The following is a 23,121-nucleotide window of genomic DNA, read 5'->3' as shown; positions in this document are numbered from 1 at the left end:
CTCCCTTTCGGGAAGCACTCATGGGAGATTAGTCCTTTTATGATTGTTGCACCAGCCTCCTTATAGGTAGTGCCGTAGGAAGGATGTTTTCAATGAAGGTAATCATTGAACGATCGTGTGGTATGGATGTTCATAAGGACAGTATTACTGCATGCATCATTACACCAGAAGGAAAGGAGATTCAAACATTTTCAACTAAGACTGTTTTCTTATTAAAGCTAATTGACTGGATTAAAGAACAAGGGTGCACCCATGTAACAATGGAAAGCACGGGTGTTTTTTGGAAGCCAATCGTCAATTTATTGGAAGCAGAATCAATTGAATTTTTGGTGGTTAATGCTACTCATATGAAAGCAGTTCCCGGAAGAAAAACAGATGTCAAAGATGCAGAATGGATCGCTGAACTTCTCCGACATGGGTTACTTACAGCTAGCTATATTCCCAATCGAAATCAGCGCGAGTTGAGAGAGCTAGTTCGATATCGTCGAAGCATAATTGAAGAGCGAGCCCGACAACATAACCGAATTCAAAAGGTTTTAGAGGGCGCCAACATTAAACTCTCTTCTGTTGTATCCGATATTTTAGGAGTTTCCAGTCGAGATATGCTTCATGCAATTGCTGATGGTGAGGAAGATCCTGAGAAACTTGCAAGCTTCGCTCGCCGTACTATGAAACGAAAAAAAGACGAACTAGAGTTAGCTCTTCGAGGATATGTGAACCCACACCAACGTCTTATGATAAAAACCATCTTAAATCACATTGAATTTCTGAATGAACAAGTCGAAAAATTAGACCGTGAGGTCTCTCAGCGAGTCACTTCTTTCCAAGAAGATGTTGAACGATTAGACTCCATACCAGGAATTGCTACTCGTATGGCTGAACAAATCTTATCTGAAATTGGAACAGATATTGAGAAACAATTTCCAAGTGCAGCACATTTATGTTCATGGGCAGGACTAGTGCCTGGGCACAACGAAAGCGCCGGAAAAAGAAGAAAGTCATCTAAAGCAAAAAAAGGAAACAAATATTTAAAATCTGCATTAACGGAAGCAGCTCATTCAGTAAGAGGCTCGAAAAATTACCTCGGTGCTTTGTATAGGCGAACAGCAGCACGAAAAGGTAAAAAACGAGCAGCAATTTCTGTAGCTCATGCCATGCTAAGAATCTCCTATTATCTACTTACCCGCAAAGAAATGTATGTCGATTTAGGAGAAGATTATTTTGAGAAGCAAAAACAGCAGTTCATAGTAAGACATTCCGTTCAAAGATTAGAAAAGCTGGGATATACCGTTACTATTACTGAAGCCTCTTAATCAAAGAAAAATCTACAAAGCAGAAAACTCAGACGTTGCAATTTTAAAAAATGAATGAGCTACGTCTTTTTTAGTATTGCCATTTTTAATAATACACATAGAGGTTAATTTTCATGGGAGTTGAATATGATGAGTTACCCGATTAGTTAAAGTTATGTATTCCTTTCTAAGGAGTTGTTTTTGTTGTAAGTTGGGAAATGAAATCGTTTCACTTTATTATGAAAGACCATCACTGCGAAAATCTGGGTCAAAGACTCTTTCACTCAAAAAAAGACGTCAACCTGTAAGTGTTTCCCGTTGACGTCCTGTCGCTAGTCTCAACCTAACTTCTCCACAATACTCCGCAACATTCTCGTTTATAGAGTTAATCGTATTAAGTCAAATGTTGAGTAGCTTTTCGATCAGTTATCCCTCTGAAAAACTTGGAGACCGTTTAATAGGGACTCTTGCGAAAATGTTGGCAGAACTGGTCAAACACAACTTAATCATTTTTCTACAAAAAGAGACTGCCGGTATCCATATCGGCAGCCTTTGCTTTCCTAAGGGGGGATCTACTACATCAGTAATAACAACGTCAACTCATGATAAGCACTTTCAAAATTTTTATGTGTCTCTTCACTATAAGCATCTAAGTCCCCACGAAAAGCCGTTCTACCCCTAAGCCAACTTTCGTATTAGTTGTATGGTGGAAAAGTCATGTATGTTTTAAGATACTACCTTTAACAATCCATTTTCAATTAGATCATGAATAAAGGATTGAATATCTACGATTACGTCCTCTTTTTGAGCATTATACTCTGCTACAACCCTTATTACTATGGTTTCAAAATCATTACTCTCCTTCAACATTTCCCAAACATATATACTAATTGGATCTAAAGAAAAGTAATTAGCTGTTTTTGAATCCATTAAATATCGTTGTCCGTCAATGTCAACACTTGAAACAGTTTCCATAATTTTGTATTTCAAATTCATATCTCCTTCTAAGAACTTAAGTTTGTTTAAGTCAGTATAGCGTAATGACCATGCTCACCTATAAGATCCTTGGGAGAACCTGACCTAATTACTTTTCCTTCTTTAAGAACGATAATAAGGTCTGCTTGTCTTGCTTCCTCCATTTGATGTGTACTGATCACTTTAGTTACATCAGGACCTAGTTCTAATATTGATTGCCAAACGATCCTTGCATTCTCAGAATCTAAACCTGCTGTTGGCTCATCTAAGATCAAAAATTCTGGTTGACGAACAAGTGCTCGAACCAATGATAATCGTCGCCTTTCTCCTCCAGAAAAATTTTCTCCTCTGTTAATCACTTGATCATCGTATCTGTTCGGAAGGTTCATAACCATATGATCTACATTCACACTAATCGCAACATTTCGCAACTCGTCTAATTGAAAACTTTGTCCTAGAGACAAGTTATCCGAAACAGTGCTGTGAAATAGATGTGGATCTTGCCAAGCGCAACATATTGGCGTATTCGCGCCTTTCAAGTAATTTACATTCCCATCAGTAGGCTTGTATAAACCTGCAATAATTTGGAGCAAAGTAGACTTTCCAGACCCACTTTCTCCAACAACAGCAATTAGCTTTCCCGCTTGAACATCCAAGTTGATATTATCTAATGTTTTTTTTGTTGCCCCTGGATAGGTAAAACTAACTGAACTCATTTGAACACCATTTGCATGTGGAATAATAGTTTTATCTTCATGTAAATCTATAAATTCCCACACGCGTTTCGCTGATGCAACAGAATACTGAATTTGACTAAATAAACTATTTGCATAACGAGCAGGAAAGAAGATTAGTTCTATAGTCGCCAAAAAAGCCACCAATTCTCCAACACCCAATTCTTTTCTTTCGACAAGCCCACTTCCAACTATCAATATTAAGACATAAGCAACAATTTCTGTTGCTCCACTTACTATTCGTAATCCAGATTGTGCCAAGTCACGTTTAATCACAGCTTTATATGCAGTTTCACATGATTTTTTATAACGATCCATTGCCCATTTTCCAGCCTGAAAGCTGATAAGATCACGTATTCCCTGCGATAAACTTGACACATCTTCCATGACACTACTGATTCCATCTTGAGCACTTTTACTTAAACCTATCATTTTACGACTACTGAGGATGGGTATTAGAAGACTTACTACTAAAAATGGCACTAAATATAATGTAAGCTTGGCATCGAGACTTGAAAGTGCAATCGCTGCGCCAATAAATTGTGAAATTGCGTGTACAACCTGTGCCAATACGATTCCGTAGAGATTTGACCAGTTTGGAAGATCAGATGTCGCGTACATCCCAAGCCTTCCTGGGGGCATCTTCTCACTTTCCAGAAATGGTAGACGTATGAAGTGACGAAGAATATTCAATCGAAAATTAATTAATATGTTTTGACTAACTCTGGCCGCAAGATAATCTAAAAGGAACGAAATGGACCACGTAAGTAGCCAGGTAAGGAAATATAATGCGATATACCACTGCCACATAGCGTTGTAGTAGGAGCCCTCAACCAACTCGCTAATAATCTTTCCAAGGAGAATTGGTCTAGATATATTTAAAAGGGCAGCCAATACCCCAGCTAATACCGAGAACACTACTAGTACTTTCTCTTTTGCAAAAGGAGCTAATATTCTTTTTACATTGTGGAAACTCATTATTTCCCCCCACAGTATTAAAATGACATTTTCGATTTACTTATCCAGAAACAAGCACTTATTAATGCAATAATAGTACTTGTTGAATCTACTTCTTTCCCAGCACGCCATTTTTCTAGAAAATCAATTGTTCTTTCTCTTGAAATTATCCCTGCCTCACATAATGGACTATTTACAATCAAATTCATGATATCTGTCCAATATTTTTGTAGAGCCAAAAAAGTTAGTCGATAATAATCGCCCTGTACTCTTACAAAATCTTTTGGAAAATATTTTTTAAATATACGTTTTGTAATAACCTTTGCTTCACTTCCTTGGATTGTATAACTATATGGAAGACCAAGAATAAATTCAATTAATGGTCTATCTATGTACGGAAAGTTTAATTCGATACCAAAGTTACGTCCCAAAGCTTCAGAATCTGATATCTGTGTAATAGTACTCATGGTTCTACTTAGTTGTGTTGCATACTCAGTATTTAGTTTAATTTTTTTAATATCATTCTCCATATCTCTCATTATTGTTTTTACCTCTCCGAAATCTACCATAAAACTAGGGGTTATAAACCTATTGTGAATAGCTGGATCCCAGTTTGATATTAATGGTGGTTTCTGAGATAAATGTAATAAAGGAAACAATCCATATGACTTCAAAAACCAGAATGCTTTTAATCCACTAGCGAAGGCAGCATCTGAAGCGCTTAGTGCATGTTGCCATGCAGTTTTAATTTTCATTTGCTTTAGTAAATCTGCTATGAAGCAGTAATTTCCTTGTAATAAATGATCGGCTCCATGTCCACTTATTATGTTTTTATGACCCAATCTTTTAGCCATTTGGAATATGGGTACCCGCCAAGGATAGAAAAATAAATCTAGTGATGGTTCGTCTGGAAAATGCTCTTCAGCAAAAGTATGAATGTGAGACATAGGTAATAGTTCATCAGCCTCTACGATATTCCATGGGATATCGGCTTGTTGTGATATCATTTGAGCCTGATTACTTTCATCAAGACCCTTTAAAGCACTCCATCTATATGTAATTGAACTGTCACCAGTATGGTTTAATTGTTTATTAGCAATTAAGAGCGACGACGAGTCTAATCCACCACTACATTCGAATAGAGCGGACTGTCCCCGGTGCTTAATTAATGAGTTTTGTAATAGATTTAGGTATTGTTCAAACACCTCTGTTTCACCTATATTTTCCATTCCTGTTTTCGGATTCAATTGGTCATTAAAAAGAACTTCCGGCCTAGCGAATTTATTAAATATGATTGCCTGACCTCTGGGCACTCGATGTATCCCCTTGTATGGAGTTTCTTCCCAGCAATCAACTAAACCCATTCCTATGAAGTATCTATAGAAATATAGCGCGTCTAGTGTTTCTTTTTCCAAATGGTTTATATCAGTCGACCAACTAATCATATTGTCTCTTTGTCTCCAATAAAGAGGATACCTTCCAACTGGTCCCCGGTACATAACTATTGTTTGTTTATTTCGGTCAATTACTACTACTGAACAGTTGCCATCAACCTTTTTTAAACCATTTATTCCTTCCATATTAATTAGTTTAAGAACGTGAGAAGCCTTTAAACCTGCCCCTCTAACCGCAATTGTAAACCTCGTATCAGATTCAAGAACTTCATTCTTCTTCGAGCTTAAGAAGCAAGACTTTCCCCATAACAATAATTTGGAGGTAAAATCCGTGTTGATCAATGATTGGGTATCACCTACTTCCCCATAAAAATCGTGTAAATTATGCATATTAAAATTCTCCTATAACTTTATAGTCTTCTGGGTTTTCAACACCCATTTGTAAATCATGTGAATTAATCCAGGCATGGGATACAAATGGGCAAGATTTGATTCCAACTACAACTGTTACTTTTAAGCGATGAACTGCAGCCACAAATTTAACAGCACTGGCAACCTCTAAACATCTACATGAAATGGGCATATATTGACTGACGGTCCATATAGCATTATAAATCCTTCTAATAAGAGCTGGATTTGAACGATTAGTTTCATAACGCCAATTAATTGTCTTCATTTTAAATAATCGTAAAAGGATCCAGACCACTACTAACGAAATAATTGCCTCGATTATTAACAGAAAAGACGAAATACCACTGGATAATTTCAAGTGAAGCCCCCTTTCAAAAGATTTTTATCCCCGACAATTACCATGGTAATTGTCGGGGATATGTTATTTACAACCTTTAATCACGATGACCTGAAGCGTAGAAGTCCCCACCGTTAGAGCTTCCTCCAAAAGTAAGCTGAACAACAGAACCTAGCTTAACTAATTTTGGAGATGTATACTTTTGGGTTTCTACTGAATTATTTTGCTTTTCTATTTTCGTCATTTCGCCACCTCCTTACAGGCTGATTTATTAACTCACCTCTGCTAACTCATAGCTGCTAACAGAATAGTAATACAATTCCCTCTTATTGTAAATACTGTATTCTATGTAAAATATATACAATTATTTATTTAATAAATAACATCTAGAGTTACATGCATAGTCGTTTTATGGTTGTTGAATAAGCGTCAAATAGCCCAACTTGTCATTACAATGGGGGCTGATCTAAGCGGTAATCAAGTTTAAAAGACGCTATCCTGCAAATAAATAAGACCCTACTCAGTAGGGTCTTAAGGTCTTTCCTGGGTCCTCCAACGGGTTTGAGCATCTCTGGAATTCCATCCGTAATATTTTGAACGGAACTGTTTCATCGCAGCTTGATATTGCCCAAGGATAAGTACTGCCTCGCCATTTTGAGGGAGGGTTTCGTCATCAAGTAAATCGAGAAATTCAATTGTTGGATCGTACTTTAGTACCTCTTTGATTTCGGTGAGAACTCTGTTAATTAGGTTCACCTTTAGTTTGCTTAGTACGCCATCCTGCTTCTTTTTAGAGAACTCCCTGACTTCATGTAAATGAGATTCCAACATTGGCTCCAACATATCAAAGCGTTCAGCCTGAAGTTCTGTAGGGAGTTTTTCCTTATCTTCATTATTTTTTTTAACCATTTCATACACCCTCTCGCTCAAATCCTTGGAGCTATCTTCTTAGGGGGAGCTGTTTTGATACTTGTCTGCTCTCCCTTTACCCTCCAATACCAACTGCCTAAGTTAGAGGTGATATTATCTGACCGTAATTTCTCTAAGCAGCTTATGTATTGTGACAATATCATAACAACGTCACTGTTTGTAGGTAAGTCATCTTCCTCAAAAGAGTAAAAATCAGGAAATGGTTTCTCCTGTTTAAGGATTTTATTCGCTTCTACAATAATTTGGTTAACAAATTTAAGTTTAAATTTGTTAATTGCATCATCTGGCTTCTTCTTTGATAGAGCAGTAATTTCATTAAATAATCCCTGCAACTGTGCTTCTACTTTTTCAAAGTGACTAATATCCATATTCCCCCTCCTTTTGCGTTATGATGGACAAGATCGTGTGAACTCAATGTACTTCTTTTTTATTACTTCAATTGGTAATCTTTGCTTGCTTTCGAAAATTGTAACCATCATCTCAATGTCTTGGTCAGTAAGAGCGATGATACATCGTCTCTGTCCTGACCATAAATCAATCGTGTTTTTGAAAACACTCCTTGGTAAAGGGTTTCTTGTTACAATGATACCAAATCTACCGAAATGGTCGTTTAGGTAACGGTTAAATTGGTATATGTGGTCTCTCTCTACCTTTGCTACATTTTTTAGCTCCATAACAATCTGTCGGCTGCCATATTCATCATAAATATCTTTTAAAAAATCAAACGATCTATTGTTATAAAATACTAGGTCTCGAATTAGTACACCTGAATCTGTACGACTTTGCTCTGCAGCAAAATCCATTTGCGGATACAAGAGAGAAGCCATCAACTGAACAATATGATCTTCATATTTTTTGTCAGCATTATCCGTCTTCCCTGTTGGTAATTTCAAAATCGTAGAAAGTTTTCTTTTTGCTGAAGTAATAGGGATCGGTCTAAATAACGGGTCGTTCTTACAGTCAGCTTGCGTTCTTTCTTTTGTTGAGATATATGCTTTTACTACATCATAATTCTGCCGATTAAAGTTTAGCACCTTAACTCTTGAAGTTTCATGGTCTTCTTTACTAACCTCTTTGATGAAATAGTCTTTAAAGTAGTCTTCATAGTTAATCCAAGGAAGTACACGAAGCCATCGTTTGGGCATCAATAGAATAGGTTGTTGAGTTTCGGGATTAGAAGGTAGAAATACTTCTTCCACTATAAATTTGTTCATTTTATAGTCATAAATGTCATGAACACTGATTTTGGACATTGGAATAGAGTGTTTCTCACATTCAGACATTGTAAAATCGATAAGAAATGATTCCAAAAAATTACATGCGATATCGCTTATACGGTCACTAGATATCTGGTCAACAAAGAGCTGAATTTCCTCAAAGTGAACGAAGCCGCTTTTATTTACTTGGGGAATGTCGTTAAAAAGAGAAAGGATATTTCGAGCTGTTTTTTCTCCAATCCTTGCCCCTTTTCTCGTCTTAGACATTCCAAGACCAGCTTCATTGCATTCAGACGCACGAATTAAGATTTCAATAGCTTCCTTATCGTTCCCCTTATTCATAAGGTAGCCAAGGTGGTTAAACGCATTGACAACCGCAGTATGTAACGAGTTATCTTGCATTGAGGGTGATTTCCAGAGCAAAAAGGGATCCAAATAAAGTGGGATATCTTCATCCAAGAATGGAATAGCAAAATCAACTTCTTCTTGGGTAAACGGTAGGTTAAAGTTATCGTTTAGCCGAGGACGAACTAATGCCATTTGCTACAACTCCCATTTCATTCCATTCGTTAAAATTTGAGATCAACAAAGTCTCTGAGGTAACAAAAGAACACCTGGATGATCTTGCCCCTTCTAATGTATACACGTATAAAGGGACAGTCGACTATCGCTATTTGGTTGAACTTTCGAAGCGAGTTACTTTACTGAGGCATCTCGGTTATTCGTATTTACACTGGATTATTTCCGATATGGGAATATGTTTGGTTGAATCTGATATGTTCATTATGCTTGGAGGGCACACCTGCTTAGAACTAAAACTAACCTCAAGCAACGGTCGCATTTCATTCTCTTATCATAACTATCGTATGGTAGCATTCTTGAACTAAGCGTCAGCTTTACCGAATTTATCAAAGGAAAGCATTCTTAAATGAAAATTTTCTTCTTTCAAGGTTTTATTTTCGTTCAATAGTACTTCAATTTGAATCTTTAATTGTTTTATTCTTCTCTCTAACTCATTTCCAGTGTTAATATTGCCTGAAAATGTAGTCTCACCGGCTATTATCTCGATTTCCTGTTTTAAACGATCAAACCACTCATCAAGAAACTGTCTCGAGTCGCTGTCACTCATCCAAAGCATACGATCACTTTTCAAACCCAGTTTCTCAGCTATATACCTCGAAACCATTACTTTCGTTAATTTTATCATATTACCTTTTTAAATCCCTTTGTGAATACGATTTCGGTCTTACCATGATTTGGTCTCCTTTATTAATTCCATTGCTTCTAACAGGTGTAGGTGTTACCCTTGAGCCCTTTTGCGTTGTTATGTAGTTTTTAGCAACCTTTCGTAAGTATTTCTCCAATTTGCTTACATCTTTATTGTTTAGCCCAAAATGTCTGAACAATTTTTTAAAACTGTTGCTAATTAGAGGATTAATCTCCTCGAATTTTAATGTAAGCATCTCTTTTTCCCAATATTTTTTACCTAGCCCGTGACTGATCCTGAAGTGCCATAATAATGAATCGTAAAAGCTGCGCCTCATGTTCTTTATATGTTTCGTCATCTGGTTTATAAAATTTACATGGATAGCAATGGAGTTCGGTATGACCACAATTTAAATGAGTATGTGCTGTACAATTGTGAAGTGTCAAAGGAATAGCCGTTTCTGATTCAGATATCTCAAGAAAGTTTGGTAATTTCATCGAAATAATAATTGGATTTTTGCAGTTGTTTCTTACGCGAAAGACTCTTTTAATTATTTTACATTTGATTACCCCTCTTTTGCCTTTTGCCCAAGGTTTTGCATACAATGGTCCCAGAACTCTATTCAGGAGTTCTGGGACCATTGTTGTATTGAGAGCTTGAAGAAAAATATTAGGGTGGAAAAAATACCTGAACTGGATGATTTATCCCTTGTATTACGAACGTACATTCGATATATAATAAGAACATATTTTCGCATTAATTTGGGGGTGTCATTGTGGTGCCCGTAATAATGTTGGCGGATTGCCAATCATTTTATGCATCTGTTGAAAAGGCAGCACGTCCAGAATATCGCAATAGTCCCGTTATTGTGGCCGGAGATCCGGCTAGAAGATCAGGCATCGTCTTAGCAGCATGTCCTGTGGCCAAAAAGTTTGGAATAACTACGGCAGAAACATTGGGTCAGGCTCTCGCTAAATGTCCTGATGCAGTCGTTATACGTCCTCGCATGCAGACTTATATCGATGTATCACTAATGATTACTGAGATCTTTGAATCCTTTACAGACTTAGTTGAGCCATTTTCAATTGACGAGCAATTTTTGGATGTGACCGGATCGCTTTCTTATTTTGGATCTCCAGAAGAAATTGCAAAACGAATACAAGTCAAGGTAATGATGTCTACCGGTGTTTGGATTAGGGTGGGTATAAGTTCAACGAAGATGTTGGCGAAAATGGCAACTGACATATGGGCTAAAAAAAGTGAAACGGGTATCTTCACACTTCCTAAAAGCGATATAGATAGTCTGTTATGGCCTCAGCCCATCAACAAAATGTTCGGTGTCGGTTCACGGATGACGGCTCACTTTAACCGAATAGGCATTGCGACAATTGGCGATATAGCCAAACTTCCACTTGGTGATTTCAAACGTAGAATGAAACTTGTTATGGGTAAAAATAGTGATATACAAGCTGAATTGTATTGGCAAACTGCGAACGGCATAGACCCAAGCGCAGTTACGCCAGGCACACACGATCATCAACAAGCTATTGGACATCAAACGACTTTGCCGCGTGACTATTCCCATAAGGAGGATATCGACGTCATACTGCTTGAGTTAAGCGAAGAAGTTTGTCGCCGTTGTCGTGCCAAAGGCTACATCGGAAAAGTGGTATCCGTAGGAGCTCAAGGTGCTGACTTTGACAGACCTACGGGATTTTTTAGACAAATCACGATTGACGATCCAACCAATATAACCAATGAGGTGTTTGAAGCAGCTCGGAAGTTGTTTTATACCCATTGGGATGAACAACCGATTCGAAAACTTGGAATAGTGGTATCAAATTTGAGCCGTGATGATGAGTACCAACTTTCCTTCTTCGGTAATAGAGAAAGGTACAAAAGGCTAGAACGCACCACAGATCAAATAAAGAATCGCTACGGAAGCACAGCGATTTTGCGCGCATCATCTTTATTGGGAGCAGCACAAGCTCAAGAGCGTAGTGCGAAAATAGGAGGGCACTATAGATGAGTAAAAAACTTCAGAATAATGGACGATGGGAATCTAGTCGAATGATGCTTCCAGAACACCGAGAACAATATTTAAGCAGAAAGAATCTGCAACAAAAGCCGGTCAAACCAGAGTTACCCAGCAAAGAAGAACTTGAATTAATAAGGGATTCGGTTCTTCTGCCGATGATCTTAACGATAGTCGATAAAAACAGTACAGAAATCGGCCTCTCGTCCTATTCATTGAAAAATCTTTACCTCAAAGCTTCCCAAGTATTGATGGCACGAATCCATCTGGATCTAAGTGAGGTCAGGAAAAAACTGAAGGCAAAAAATATTAAAGTATTTCAAGAAGAACGCATAGATAGCGCGCTGTATTATCGGTTTGTGTGTCGAGGTTATGAGGATACCTTCGCTATAGTGCGTGATGTAGCACGAGCAGAAATAAGTATGCGAATTTCAAAATATGTCTCCGATATGTTCAGAAATAGCGACAACTAGACCAGCGGCTGCGGAAAGTGGTCGGTTTAAGACCACTTTTTTGAAGCAGTCTAATCAGCATTTTTGGCATCAAAAGCGCTTAGCACGTCTTTGGATAGGTTGTAAATGATCTCTATTTCTTTTAAGCTACGATTTTGAAGTAACACTTTGAGTAAGTCCAGAATCTTTTCCTTATCAGAAGGTAGTTCCGTTCCAAATAACTCAGAAGGGCTAACTTTTAAAGCAAGAATGAACCGCTCAAGGGTTTCGATTGAGATGTTCTTCTCCCCTCGCTCTACACCACCGATATATGACTGAGGTAATTTTACTTTCTCTCCCAACTGCTCTTGTGTAAGTCCACGATTTTTTCGAAGAATACGTATTTGTTTCCCGATTTGATTAATTAACCCTGCCATAAAACCACCTCTCTTAAAGAGTAGGCAAGTCATGCAGGCAATTAAATATAGTCATAACATATAAAACCAATTGATTTTAGATCTTATAAAAACTATTATTGTTGTTACCAAGATACTATAGTCATTACAGGAGAATGAAATATGGACACAACACTTCCAAATCAAGTAGTTATAGAGAATGTTCTAGTCAGTAAAATCAGAGGTAAAATTGCCTATCAGGGTAATATATCTGCGTCAACCATAATGGGATTGTATTATGTAAAGCCATATGATGATCCGTCGGGTAAAGGATATCAAAGGCCAGTCGATCAAAAAAGAAGCCACGATTTTGCAATTTATCTTTCAAAAGGAGAAGATGCACTTTTCACACCTATCCTACTCAACGCTGCATCGAAGTGGGAGTTTGTTTGTTACGATCGTGCTCGACCGGCATATGGTCGTCTAATCTGTAAAGGTAAGGCCTCTTTAATGGATGGGCAACATCGTTTAGGGGGTATAAAGCGGTACATTCAAGAAACAAATTCGGATTTAAACATCCCGTTCCTTTCCTTTCATTATCTCGATGAAGATGAGGAGATTAGGCTTTTTGATACGATTAATACAAAAGCTAAAGGCATAGGCTCCTCATTAAGTAAATATTTACGTAGAGATTCTGATGAACTTAGTTGGGTTGCAACACAGCTCTTAATCCAGAGCGGTAGCCCCTTCCATAATAATGGAAGTATCCTCGGCAAACGTAACAAAAGCAGGCATATTACACTTCAAAACTTATACCGAACATTAAGCTTGTTGTTTAAAAATCAAAAACTAAGTGTTTTCACAAAGGAGGAAAAGCTTTCTCTTGCCACATTTTATTTCTCTACAATGAAGGAATTGTTCCCTTCAGAATGGATGGACTATAAAGGCCAACGCTTAACACATATTGTATGCTTAGATGCTCTATCAATCGCAGGTTCCCAAGTTCTTGTAACCTGCATACAGGAACCCCGTAAACAAGTCGATCTTACTTCAGCTGCACGTCATATTAAGAAACTTAAGGGGATCGAGTGGTCGAGTGAGGGGCCATTGAAGTATGTAAAGGGTTTGAGTGGTTCGAGAACGCTAGCCTCGGAGTTATTAGAGCAAATGATCGGTTAACGCTAAGAGCCCAGAAACAATGCACTGGGCTCTTAACGTATTACAGAGACATATTAAAATTGAAGTCAGTTGCAAAAGTTCTAATTCTCAATATGATGAGAAAAGCAAATGATAACTCCTCTCCACAATAATATTGACCAGCTCCATTTACACTGAAATTGTAAATGCCAAAGAACTAACTCCCATTTCTCAGGCAAGAATTATACCAGTAAAATAAAAACCGCGAGATCGCGGTCGTTACTGGATATGTTCCTATCCTCCGATAAGTGTTGTCAGAGGACAAGTTTGAACTTCTGCAGTTTATCAATTACCATTTTTACCGAATTCCTATGGATACTAAATGATTATACTAGCCCCACGTCTCATCATTATTCATTGCCTTTCTCTGGCCACCAGAAGAACACCCGCGCACCGGCCTCAGAAATCCTGTACCGCTCCTTGTTCTCGCTGGCATATGGATTGGAGAGCCAATGGAACTCAGGTTCATCGAACACGTTCGTTATGAACAGCACGACAAATTCCATCGTACGCTTGCCCGCATCTTCGATCGCCATTATGTTGTTGCGTGGAACCGAGCTCGAAATAGGCATCTCTCCCTCTGGTCGCCTTGACGTGACCGGCGTGACTCCTTCCGGCAAGACACGGCATAACTGCCCGTGATCCGCCATATCGTTTATAGCTCTCTTTACGCACATAGATGGTTCCATGGCCATTCACACCTGTTGTTAAGTATTAATTTTGTATCAGTGTAGCATTTTCCGATCCAGACCCAATAATACACTACAGATTGTTTACCAAAGACGATCTAACATCGTAATATACTTTATTTACTTAATTCACTTATTCGAAGAGAAGGATATACCTTTCCGACCAATACATCCCTCATCTCATCTACACTAGTAAACCTAATTCCTTTATTAGGTGAAATTGCTCTTGATATGAATTCATTCAGCGCATCATTTTTTTCTCGATGATACCCGTTAGATCGGCCAGTAAGGATAAAATAAATCACTTTTCCAAGAGCATATGTTTCATGTCTTATCTCGTAATTTTCAAAACCAACTGCGGTCAGGTCAGTGTAGTCATTGATAGCCCCTTTTATTTCGGTCCCCTGTCTGGTTAGCGTGCTGCTTGCGCGTTTAACCAAACCAAAATCCGAGACTTTTAATAATGTCGAACTGTCTCCGAAATTTTTAACTAAAATATTCGTATAACTAATGTCTCTATGAAGTATTCCTGTTGAATGAATATACTTAAATGCAAGAAATAATTGTTCTACCAAAACCCTCCTTTTTTTAAATGTTAGTGTACTGTTATTCCTATAAATGTATTTGCTTAATGTCTCGTCTGCATACTCCATGACATATTCATTTGCTTCTTCATCATAGCTATATGCCTTGATAATGAAGGGGCAATCCAGGGTTTTAAGATCTTTAAATTCATTCTTAAACCGCTCCAACTCATCGGGTCGCAAGTCGTGTTCTGCTCTTTTCACAGCGAAAAAGGAACCATAATGAGGGTCTTTATACTTGAATACTTTTGCGTAGGATCCTTCTCCTATAAATCGCAATTTTGTTGATACACTTGCTTTCACGCCTGGAATAAATTTAATTTCGGAGAGGATGAAAATAGGTTGGTCTTCTATAAGATTAATTGAAGGGAAATCTTCCGGGATTGTACTTCCTCTACTTTTTGATAAAAAAGATCTGCATTTCCCCATTAATTTTTCATAATAGTCATTTATCTCAAATGCAAATTCATCTCTGAGTGTAGACTGAACTATTCTGACCTGTTCAATTAGATCAATGAGATCTCTACTTGCATCAGCATTGTAATGTCCGCCACCAGTTGCGTAGCTTTTATCATTCATAAATGAAAATAAATCGTTGAACTGAGCATGGAAAATTGAAAACATTTCCTTTAATCTTTCGTCAGTAATATCTTCATAAAACCCACGAAAAAGTGCTACTCTATCCGAACCATGCCTTTGAGAGACTTGATTTAGTTTTAGTTGTAGAAATCTGGCTTGATCAGTAGGAATAGAGATCCCCCCGTTAGTATAATAAATTTGACAATAACATTATATCACTTGTATATCCTATAAATGGGTAAAATCCACTTCGATATCTCACTATCCCGCCCGCAACAGCTTCATTAAATGGTTCTTACTTAGCCGAATAATGGAACAGGACGACAATCTATCAAATCTTTTGATAGATTGTGTAGCCGATTCAGATTTGAGTAATTCACGATTGTAGATAATAGAAACTAACCTTAAACACCAGCCTTTCAAGTAACGCTCATTTAATTAGAATTCGAGGGCAATGCATGGTTAGCGGGCAGAGATCCTTGAGTACGAATTGGTAAATAAGCTGCACGGATTTCGTTACATCCTACATAACCCTACAAAATGACTAATTAGTATGATAATGTAAGATCGATAAGATGGAGCTATAGGCTAAATGCCCTTGTTGCCTCAAAAATCGAAATGTAGCTATAAAACAACGTTCTTAACGTAAATTGTAACGTTTGGCATTATGGATATTTATAAAATTGTTCAAAAATTCTAGGGAGGATAATTATCATATGTTAATTGAATATAAGAAATCACCTAGTTTTAGTCCACCCAGTTCACCACATTCGCAACTTTATCTTATTCATGACAATTGGAACGATTGGCGTGAATGGCATACCTTATATACCTTGGCTTATGTCGACAAAGAGGGCACCGTACATTATATCGGTGGAGTTAAAATTGGGCGTTTTGGTATGAGTCCTACAATAAATTATGGGAGACCAGAAATTCCTGAATCCTTCGATAGTTTAGGTGAGAATTTTTTTTCGCTTGGGCAAGATGATAGTTATTATGATAACCTTAACAACATCTGTGGTGAGGAAATTCGAATGAAGGTGTTTCAGGCGTTAAATGATATCGCATTTTATCCTACTTTGTTTGAAAAGGCGTTAAACGAAAGAGTAACTATGGATTCGCTCCTACGGGGTATTACACTGACAACAGTTATGGGACAGTTTCGTCATATGGCAAATGGTGGTGCCAGATTAACTCGTTATCGTTTTAAATACATTGAACCGTCTTTTGAAGGAGAAACACCTCTAGAACTTGATTTTTTGGTTGAACCAGAGTCAAACCCCCCCACAAATATACATATCCTAATTGGTCGCAACGGTGTTGGAAAAACACGGTTACTCACGAATATGATAAATTCTATAATCACGCCTAAACCTGAAGTTTATGGGGAGTTTACATCTAAGAATATGTACCATGAGAATATTTTCTCTAATCTTGTCGCGGTTTCCTTCAGTGCCTTTGATAAAACCGAACCATTGGACGAACAATCGAATAAAGATAAAGGAATACAGTACTCTTACGTAGGTCTAAAGCGACCAAAAACTAATGGAGATACGTATATTGCTTCACCAAAAAGTCCTGAAGAACTACAGCGTGAATTAATAACTAGTCTTATGGAGTGTAGAGTTGGAGCTAAAAAAAACCGATGGTTAAACGCTATAGAAATGTTGGAGACCGACCCCGTTTTTAAAGAATATGAGTTTTCTTCACTTATGCAAATGGACGAACCTGTATTCAAGAAAACCGCCCCAGTGCTATTTCGTAAGCTTAGTTCTGGTCATGCAATCGTATTGCTTACCATTACCAAACTGGTAGATAAGGTGGAGGACCGTTCCTTGGTCGTACTCGATGAACCTGAAGGGCATCTACATCCACCACTTCTCTCGGCATTTACACGCGTATTATCAGATCTATTAATTAAGAGGAATGGTGTTGCTATTGTAGCTACTCATTCTCCTGTGGTACTCCAAGAGGTACCTAGTAGTTGTGTCTATATCCTTCAGAAAACAGGGAGTGAATCTTCAGCACACCGACCCGATTTAGAGACATTTGGGGAGAATGTTGGCATTTTAACCAGAGCTGTCTTTGATTTAGAGGTTACCCATTCGGGCTTTCATCAAATGCTCTCTAAAGCTGTAAAGGCTTTCGGTGACTATGACAGCGTTGTTGATTACTTTAATGACGAGCTTGGTTTAGAGGCTAGAGCGATTATTAGAAACCTGTTAGCAGCACGTCGTCGAGAGGAAACAGATCAAGATGCGTAAACTCCCTAAACCAACTTTTTCTCCAGAGACTGTGTTTCTTGCTTGTATAAGTAATATTGAGGATGCAGAATTTAAAGCGCGACTCGAGGATTGTAAACAAGAGATTATTCGGGCATCACAAGAATTCGAGGATAAAGCCGCTCAATGTGAACTTCACACAATCAATCGACATAACAGTGTTGCAGGAATAGTTAGCTGTGATGACATGAAAAAAATTTATAATACGAAAATGGCTAAGGATGGGCAGCCCGGCCGAGAGTACTATATGAAGATTAGAACAGCTTCTCCGCAGAACACTTGTCCATTGTGCGGTCACAGAAAGGTCAGAACCTTAGATCACTTCTTACCAAAAGCAACTTTTCCTACATTAGCCGTTACCCCAGTAAATCTGATACCGTCATGTTTTGAATGCAATTTTGATAAGAGGGCTACACAGCCTGCCTCCGCTAAAGAGGTAACCATTCATCCTTATTTTGATGACTTTTTTGTCACGGACCGATGGCTTTATGCAGAAGTTGAACAAACCACCCCCGTGTCTTTAAGCTACTTTGTCAGTCCCCCAGAACATTGGGAAGAGACTAAACAGGCTCGCATAAGACAACATTTTAAAGTATACAACCTTGCCACGCTATATGGGTCTCATGCCGGATCAGAGTTAGCATCTATCGCATATTTATTGGAACAGGCAGCTGAAGATGGTCCAGACGGTGTAAGAAACGAATTAAAAAAGCAAGCAAGCAGCCGACATAGAGCGCATCTAAATTCCTGGGATGCCGTGTTGTATTCTGCGTTATCTGAGAGTGAGTGGTTCTGTTCAGTCGGTTTCTCATTATTAAAATCCTCCATCCATTAATTTTCTAAGCCCCCTCTCTTTTAAGCTTTTTTGAAGAAAGCCTCTAATTATTTCAGGCGCATCAGGTCACCACGCTTAGTGCTCCTGATGTTCGTTGATAAGAAAGTTACTCAATCGAACAAGACTAAAAATCAAATCCATATTGTACATGCCTACTAGGTGAAACCCTATTTTTTCTAGCGTTATCGAAACCGTTAGTGAACCTACTCTTTTTTTATAATAGGGTTCTCCAAGAGTTATCTTAATCTGCCAGTTAGTTGCAAAGGCTGCCGGTTTTAACACCAGCAGCCTCTATTTGTGTTTGTTCCACTATCGTACCCGCTAGTTGATAAGGAAACCTCGTTTAAGTAACATTTTCAAGGCTTCTTCAATATCCGTTTGTATATCATTTTGGGATAAATTATATATTGTTCCTAAAATCGTTAATATAACTACCAAAGTAATATCACAATGTTGAGCTGATCCATGCGGGTGAAGCTTTTTTTACGAATCTTTTTCCATTGATATTTTATCAATTATGGTAAAATTGGGAAGGTAAAACAGATAAATATAAAGGTTGTGATTTCAAATGGACATGCCCCTTTCCCCAAACCATTGCTTTTTGTGCGGCGATGAACTAACAAATAACACAGACGAACACATCTTTCCAAAATGGCTGCAGCACAAATTTAATCTTTGGAATCAGACCATCACCTTAGTAAATGGTACGGTAATTCCCTATCGGATGCTAAAAATCCCCTGCTGCAATACGTGCAACAATGAACATTTATCTCAACTGGAAATCGAAATATCGAAAGCCGTAGATGGCGGTTATGGCTCATTTATACAGTTGGATGAAGACAAAATCTTTTACTGGGCTGCCAAAATCCTATACGGTCTATTCTTTAAGAAATTGTCTCTCAATATCGATCGAAGGGACCCGATGGCCGGTACGATTATGAGTCCTGAAGCGATGGAAAAATTCCATACATTGCATATGTTATTGCAGGGAATTAGGTTTCCAACTCAATACATCCCGGTAAAACCTTATTCGATTTTTATATTTAAAATGTATGAATATAAGGCTGAGGATTGGGATGAATCAAACTTCAATTACTTTGACAGCTATTTTCAAACGGTTTATGGCATGAAAATGAACGATATCGGATTTATTCTATGTATCGAGGATTCAGGCGTTCAAGCAGAATTTGGCGAAAATTATTTTGATAAGTATAAAGATAAAACCCTTCATCCCATCCAATTAAAGGAGATCTATGCCAAAATCAATTACAAGCAATTTTTAGCCATTTACCCTCCACGGTATATGACCATTGAAACGGATAATGAACGAGTTGTCCACGTCACCCAGCCTTCTGGAGATGTATTTGAAGATTGGTCACAGGAATTATATGCACGTGGTTTAGCGCATATCTGGAGTGCGTATCCCCATCTTCGGTTCGAAGATATTTATTTTCCTCCTGATCAGGTCATGAGTTACTTAAATAATGAAGATGGCTCCTTTAAGCAACTTCCGAAGCATATCATTAAAAAAATTTAAAACAGAGTTTGATTACACAAACTCTGTTTTTTCTTTAGTTCCATTATATAAATGAGGGAATTCGAAGAAGAAAATTTTTCGCCTGGATTGAACGCCTCCTTGCGATTCGGACTTTCGCCCGATCTGTTTCCGTCCGGATCACTATCTTCTAAAGTTTTTAGTGATGCGAGTCAACTCGCCGATCAGATACGGATCTGGTATTTATTCAAAGTCCCTCCCGTCACTCAAAACTTAATGAAAATTTCTTAAGTTCTGCCAAAAATGCATCCACATATGTAGTAGTTAATAATTTAGAAGGAGTGTGCGGGGTATAGTCTATATGATTGATAAATTCATGGTTATCGTACTTTCCAAGTTCCTGTTCCTTTAGAGTAACTGTTAAGATAACTTGATTTTTGCTTTTTCCAAACAATTCAAGAACTTTTCTTTCTTTGCTGGAGGATAACTCACCATCTCTAAAATAGTCCATAACTATAGGAAATGGATGATTAAGCACTGAGAGTAATGCATACAACTTGGATAAATAAAATTCAGTTTCTTCTACCCCAGAATATACGGATTGCCTTTTGGAAAACAAGTCATTAAATATCATATTGCCTTGGGGATCCACTGCTTTGTAAAATTCATTCATTTTCTCAATTATTATTGAGTACATCTCTTTCTTTTTAGCATCTGCATCTATTGAAAGAGTTTCGTGTTCATTCAACATAACATGTAGATTCTTAAGTTCATTGTCTAATGCGAGTAATTTTGAATCAGCATCGCTTGCTTTAACAAGGTCAGATTTATACATTAACAATGATTCGATACTTACTTCATCTTGTGATAATAATGATTTCAACTCTTCTTGAAATCGATTAATTTCTAGTGAGATCATATCAATTTCATCTTTGTATGCATTGATTTTATCTTCGATGGATGTTAAAATCTGATTCCGTATTTCAATACTTGATATATCAAAAGTATATGCACTGTCCGCAGTTGAATATCCAACGTTTACGGAATGACAGTCTAAACAATGAAGTTCTCCTGCATTTAGTGTTTGATTAAGAGACCGTAATTCCTTGAGTGTAATCTCGTTTTTAATCTTCCTCGATGCAGCATTGTTTCTCTTTGAGTTAAGTTGGATAATACTATTTTTTATCTTCTCAACCTTAGAAAGTTTAGCCTCAAACTTCTCCCTGTCGTTTGCCATACTGGCAATACCAATTGCCGAAAATGCAGACTTTAATATTTTATTATTGTTCTCAATAACTTTTTTCTCATTAACTATTGATTTAATTTTCTTCCTTATCTCCTCGTTTTCTCCTCTGGAAGTGGTAAGAATACCATTATAGCTATATAACATATTTACAAAATCTTCTTTCTTATAATATCCGTTTAAAAAGATATTTGAAGTGTCCTTATTATCTTGACCTACAAAAAACATCTGATAAAGTAACATTGGGTCAACAAGTTTCTTAGAACCATCCTTCAGTATAGTTGGAATATTGAACAAATTTCTATTAACAAAATACTTAAATTCAGATAAGTTATCAAAGATTGAAATATTCCCTCTAAAAATAATTATAAATGAATTTCCTTTTCTGCATATTGACACCAATTCATTCTTAGATATTTCCAGTTCAACAATAAAGTAATAATTTTTAACTCTGAAGGAAGAAGGGAAAATTGGATCGTTTCCTAATGCATACATCATTGATTGTATTACAATTGTTTTACCTTTATTGTTATCGTCACTCGAGATAATATTAACCCCAGAGGAAAATCTCTCTTCCATAAATGCTTCACTATTGTTTCCAATTAACACTTTTTTAATTATCATAAATACCGTCCTTAATTACTGCCATGAAATAGATTACTGAAATCATATTCAAAAATGGTAACTTTTCAAGCAATTCTCTGTTTACCAACCTATATGCCAAATCAATAGAAAGAGTCTTGTTACTAGTTATAATCTCATAAATATCATTAAAAAGGTTCCAAAAATTTTCGGAATTGTTTTTATCAAAAATTGTTCTTGCAATACTGTGCTGACAATCTTCCAACATATCTTTTTGCTCTGTTGCCGGTATTCGATTGAACACAGGTATGAACGAAGGTGTAACGCCTCTTTGCAAGATGTTGTTATTAATAATACGATTTAAGACCATCATTTTTATTTCTTGATTTGTTAAATGCCTGTTATAGAAAATAAACTCATCTTTAGTTTGCAACACAATACCTTCAACCATGTTGTTATTTTTTTTTGAGGACTGTACATCTCGAATTTGGTTGAAAATTTGTTCTAATACAGTATCAGATGGAATAATAAGAGGATTCACTTTGATTATACTTTTAATGTATTCACTCTTCTCTTTGTCATCAATTACAAAAATTACTCTTGTTAAAAACTTCTTTATTTCAGTTAAGCTTGCTTTCTCCGCAGTAATATACGTTTTCTTTATACATTCTTTTAGAAGTGAATTTTCTATTTTTGTAAGCGACTGAGATTTTATATTGCAAATATCGAATATATTCTTCGAATTATCTAATCTGATTGAATCTGCGATTCCACCTAGAAAAAGAATATAGTGGTCAAAGCTAAAACTAGAAGAATAGTTTTTATATAAAGTAACTAATTCCTTACCAATATCACCCTGAAAGTTCTTCTTCGCAGCCTTCGACTGCAGGTCCCATGACTTGTTAGAAAGTCTATCTAATCCTGTGAGGTCATTGAAGAAATCAATAACAAAATAATGAATTTCATGACTATCATCTCTAAAATTCATCAAATATAACAATGCCTTTGTCTCAAAGTCAGAGCCTATAGACTTAGTTTTCTCACTTGATTGAATTGTATATGACAATTAGATCCCTCTCTAATCCAGCGTTAAAATGTAATTATGGTCTTCTCCTATAGCTCATTAGAACTATTAATATTTTCGCCATTACACTTTAAATTCCTCTTTTCTCCAATTTATTCACTGGCCATTTTATAATCAAGGTCGGATTCAAAGGTTTAGACAGGTTGCTCCTCCATCTGAGGGCCACCTTGTTAATAAAATAGAAACTATTATGCTATTTTACAGAGCCATGTGGAACTCAACTACTTCTTTGGCGC

The 23,121-nt window shown here is 37.1% G+C and carries 21 protein-coding genes; 7 read left to right on the top strand and 14 right to left on the bottom strand.

Going from position 1 to position 23,121, the window contains the following annotated elements; translation table 11 throughout:
- Positions 1–92 precede the first annotated feature (92 nt).
- Entirely contained in the window at positions 93–1,313 is a 1,221-nt protein-coding gene (locus E8L90_RS04880) for an IS110 family RNA-guided transposase (protein ID WP_137028235.1), read from the top strand.
- Between the two features lie 705 nt (positions 1,314–2,018).
- Here the strand turns inward: E8L90_RS04880 and E8L90_RS04875 are convergent.
- The 9 genes from E8L90_RS04875 to E8L90_RS04840 form a co-directional block, all read right to left on the bottom strand.
- The gene (locus tag E8L90_RS04875; RefSeq protein WP_162309038.1) at positions 2,019–2,282 is read right to left on the bottom strand and encodes a PqqD family protein; all 264 of its coding nucleotides are present in this window, start codon (positions 2,280–2,282) and stop codon (positions 2,019–2,021) included.
- 32 nt (positions 2,283–2,314) lie between these two features.
- Complete coding sequence (locus tag E8L90_RS04870; protein WP_137028233.1) at positions 2,315–3,979, bottom strand: ABC transporter ATP-binding protein; 1,665 nt, start codon at positions 3,977–3,979, stop codon at positions 2,315–2,317.
- 17 nt (positions 3,980–3,996) lie between these two features.
- Positions 3,997–5,742, bottom strand: a complete 1,746-nt coding sequence (locus tag E8L90_RS04865; protein WP_137028232.1) for an asparagine synthase-related protein — start codon at positions 5,740–5,742, stop codon at positions 3,997–3,999.
- A 1-nt stretch (position 5,743) separates the two neighbouring features.
- A complete protein-coding gene (locus E8L90_RS04860; RefSeq protein ID WP_137028231.1) occupies positions 5,744–6,121 on the bottom strand; it encodes a lasso peptide biosynthesis B2 protein in 378 nt (125 codons plus the stop codon).
- 76 nt (positions 6,122–6,197) lie between these two features.
- Entirely contained in the window at positions 6,198–6,344 is a 147-nt protein-coding gene (locus tag E8L90_RS30110) for a hypothetical protein (RefSeq protein ID WP_167497580.1), read from the bottom strand.
- 287 nt (positions 6,345–6,631) lie between these two features.
- A complete protein-coding gene (locus tag E8L90_RS04855) occupies positions 6,632–7,009 on the bottom strand; it encodes a hypothetical protein (RefSeq protein WP_162309037.1) in 378 nt (125 codons plus the stop codon).
- A gap of 17 nt (positions 7,010–7,026) precedes the next feature.
- A complete protein-coding gene (locus E8L90_RS04850) occupies positions 7,027–7,398 on the bottom strand; it encodes a hypothetical protein (protein ID WP_137028229.1) in 372 nt (123 codons plus the stop codon).
- Between the two features lie 18 nt (positions 7,399–7,416).
- The gene (locus E8L90_RS04845) at positions 7,417–8,787 is read right to left on the bottom strand and encodes a hypothetical protein (protein WP_137028228.1); all 1,371 of its coding nucleotides are present in this window, start codon (positions 8,785–8,787) and stop codon (positions 7,417–7,419) included.
- A 343-nt stretch (positions 8,788–9,130) separates the two neighbouring features.
- Positions 9,131–9,454 (bottom strand): hypothetical protein, encoded by a 324-nt coding sequence (locus E8L90_RS04840; RefSeq protein ID WP_137028227.1) that lies wholly within the window; start codon positions 9,452–9,454, stop codon positions 9,131–9,133.
- A gap of 775 nt (positions 9,455–10,229) precedes the next feature.
- On the opposite strand from E8L90_RS04840, the gene E8L90_RS04830 reads away from it, so the two are divergent.
- Both E8L90_RS04830 and E8L90_RS04825 read left to right on the top strand, forming a co-directional pair.
- On the top strand, positions 10,230–11,483 hold the full coding sequence (locus E8L90_RS04830; RefSeq protein WP_137028225.1) for a DNA polymerase IV: 1,254 nt from the start codon (positions 10,230–10,232) through the stop codon (positions 11,481–11,483).
- The gene (locus E8L90_RS04825) at positions 11,480–11,962 is read left to right on the top strand and encodes a YhjD family protein (protein WP_137028224.1); all 483 of its coding nucleotides are present in this window, start codon (positions 11,480–11,482) and stop codon (positions 11,960–11,962) included. The genes E8L90_RS04830 and E8L90_RS04825 overlap by 4 nt, the downstream gene beginning before the upstream one ends.
- A 50-nt stretch (positions 11,963–12,012) precedes the next feature.
- Here the strand turns inward: E8L90_RS04825 and E8L90_RS04820 are convergent, their stop codons facing one another.
- A complete protein-coding gene (locus E8L90_RS04820; protein ID WP_137028223.1) occupies positions 12,013–12,357 on the bottom strand; it encodes a helix-turn-helix domain-containing protein in 345 nt (114 codons plus the stop codon).
- A gap of 141 nt (positions 12,358–12,498) precedes the next feature.
- Here E8L90_RS04820 and E8L90_RS04815 point away from each other — a divergent pair, with 141 nt between their 5' ends.
- Positions 12,499–13,494 (top strand): DGQHR domain-containing protein, encoded by a 996-nt coding sequence (locus tag E8L90_RS04815; protein ID WP_137028222.1) that lies wholly within the window; start codon positions 12,499–12,501, stop codon positions 13,492–13,494.
- A 368-nt stretch (positions 13,495–13,862) separates the two neighbouring features.
- Here the strand turns inward: E8L90_RS04815 and E8L90_RS04810 are convergent, their stop codons facing one another.
- Both E8L90_RS04810 and E8L90_RS04805 read right to left on the bottom strand, forming a co-directional pair.
- Positions 13,863–14,084, bottom strand: coding sequence for a hypothetical protein (locus E8L90_RS04810; RefSeq protein WP_137028221.1), 222 nt, complete (start codon positions 14,082–14,084; stop codon positions 13,863–13,865).
- A 233-nt stretch (positions 14,085–14,317) separates the two neighbouring features.
- Complete coding sequence (locus E8L90_RS04805; RefSeq protein WP_244297154.1) at positions 14,318–15,409, bottom strand: protein kinase domain-containing protein; 1,092 nt, start codon at positions 15,407–15,409, stop codon at positions 14,318–14,320.
- A gap of 671 nt (positions 15,410–16,080) precedes the next feature.
- On the opposite strand from E8L90_RS04805, the gene E8L90_RS04800 reads away from it, so the two are divergent.
- From E8L90_RS04800 to E8L90_RS04790, 3 genes are all read left to right on the top strand, one after another.
- Entirely contained in the window at positions 16,081–17,628 is a 1,548-nt protein-coding gene (locus tag E8L90_RS04800) for an AAA family ATPase (protein ID WP_137028219.1), read from the top strand.
- Complete coding sequence (locus tag E8L90_RS04795; RefSeq protein WP_137028218.1) at positions 17,621–18,481, top strand: hypothetical protein; 861 nt, start codon at positions 17,621–17,623, stop codon at positions 18,479–18,481. The genes E8L90_RS04800 and E8L90_RS04795 overlap by 8 nt, the downstream gene beginning before the upstream one ends.
- Before the next feature lie 568 nt (positions 18,482–19,049).
- Positions 19,050–20,018, top strand: a complete 969-nt coding sequence (locus E8L90_RS04790; protein WP_137028217.1) for a hypothetical protein — start codon at positions 19,050–19,052, stop codon at positions 20,016–20,018.
- 220 nt (positions 20,019–20,238) lie between these two features.
- Here E8L90_RS04790 and E8L90_RS04785 read toward each other — a convergent pair whose 3' ends face one another.
- Positions 20,239–21,843 (bottom strand): hypothetical protein, encoded by a 1,605-nt coding sequence (locus E8L90_RS04785; RefSeq protein WP_137028216.1) that lies wholly within the window; start codon positions 21,841–21,843, stop codon positions 20,239–20,241.
- Positions 21,833–22,867: a hypothetical protein gene (locus E8L90_RS04780; RefSeq protein WP_137028215.1), complete on the bottom strand. Its 1,035-nt coding sequence runs from the start codon at positions 22,865–22,867 to the stop codon at positions 21,833–21,835. Before E8L90_RS04780 ends, E8L90_RS04785 begins: the two co-directional genes overlap by 11 nt.
- Between the last annotated feature and the right edge of the window lie 254 nt (positions 22,868–23,121).

It is taken from the genome of Brevibacillus antibioticus (assembly GCF_005217615.1).
In the GTDB taxonomy this organism is placed as follows: Bacteria; Bacillota; Bacilli; order Brevibacillales; family Brevibacillaceae; genus Brevibacillus; species Brevibacillus antibioticus.
The sequence above is the reverse complement of the archived record's forward strand: the minus strand, read 5'-3'. Positions and strand labels throughout refer to the sequence as shown.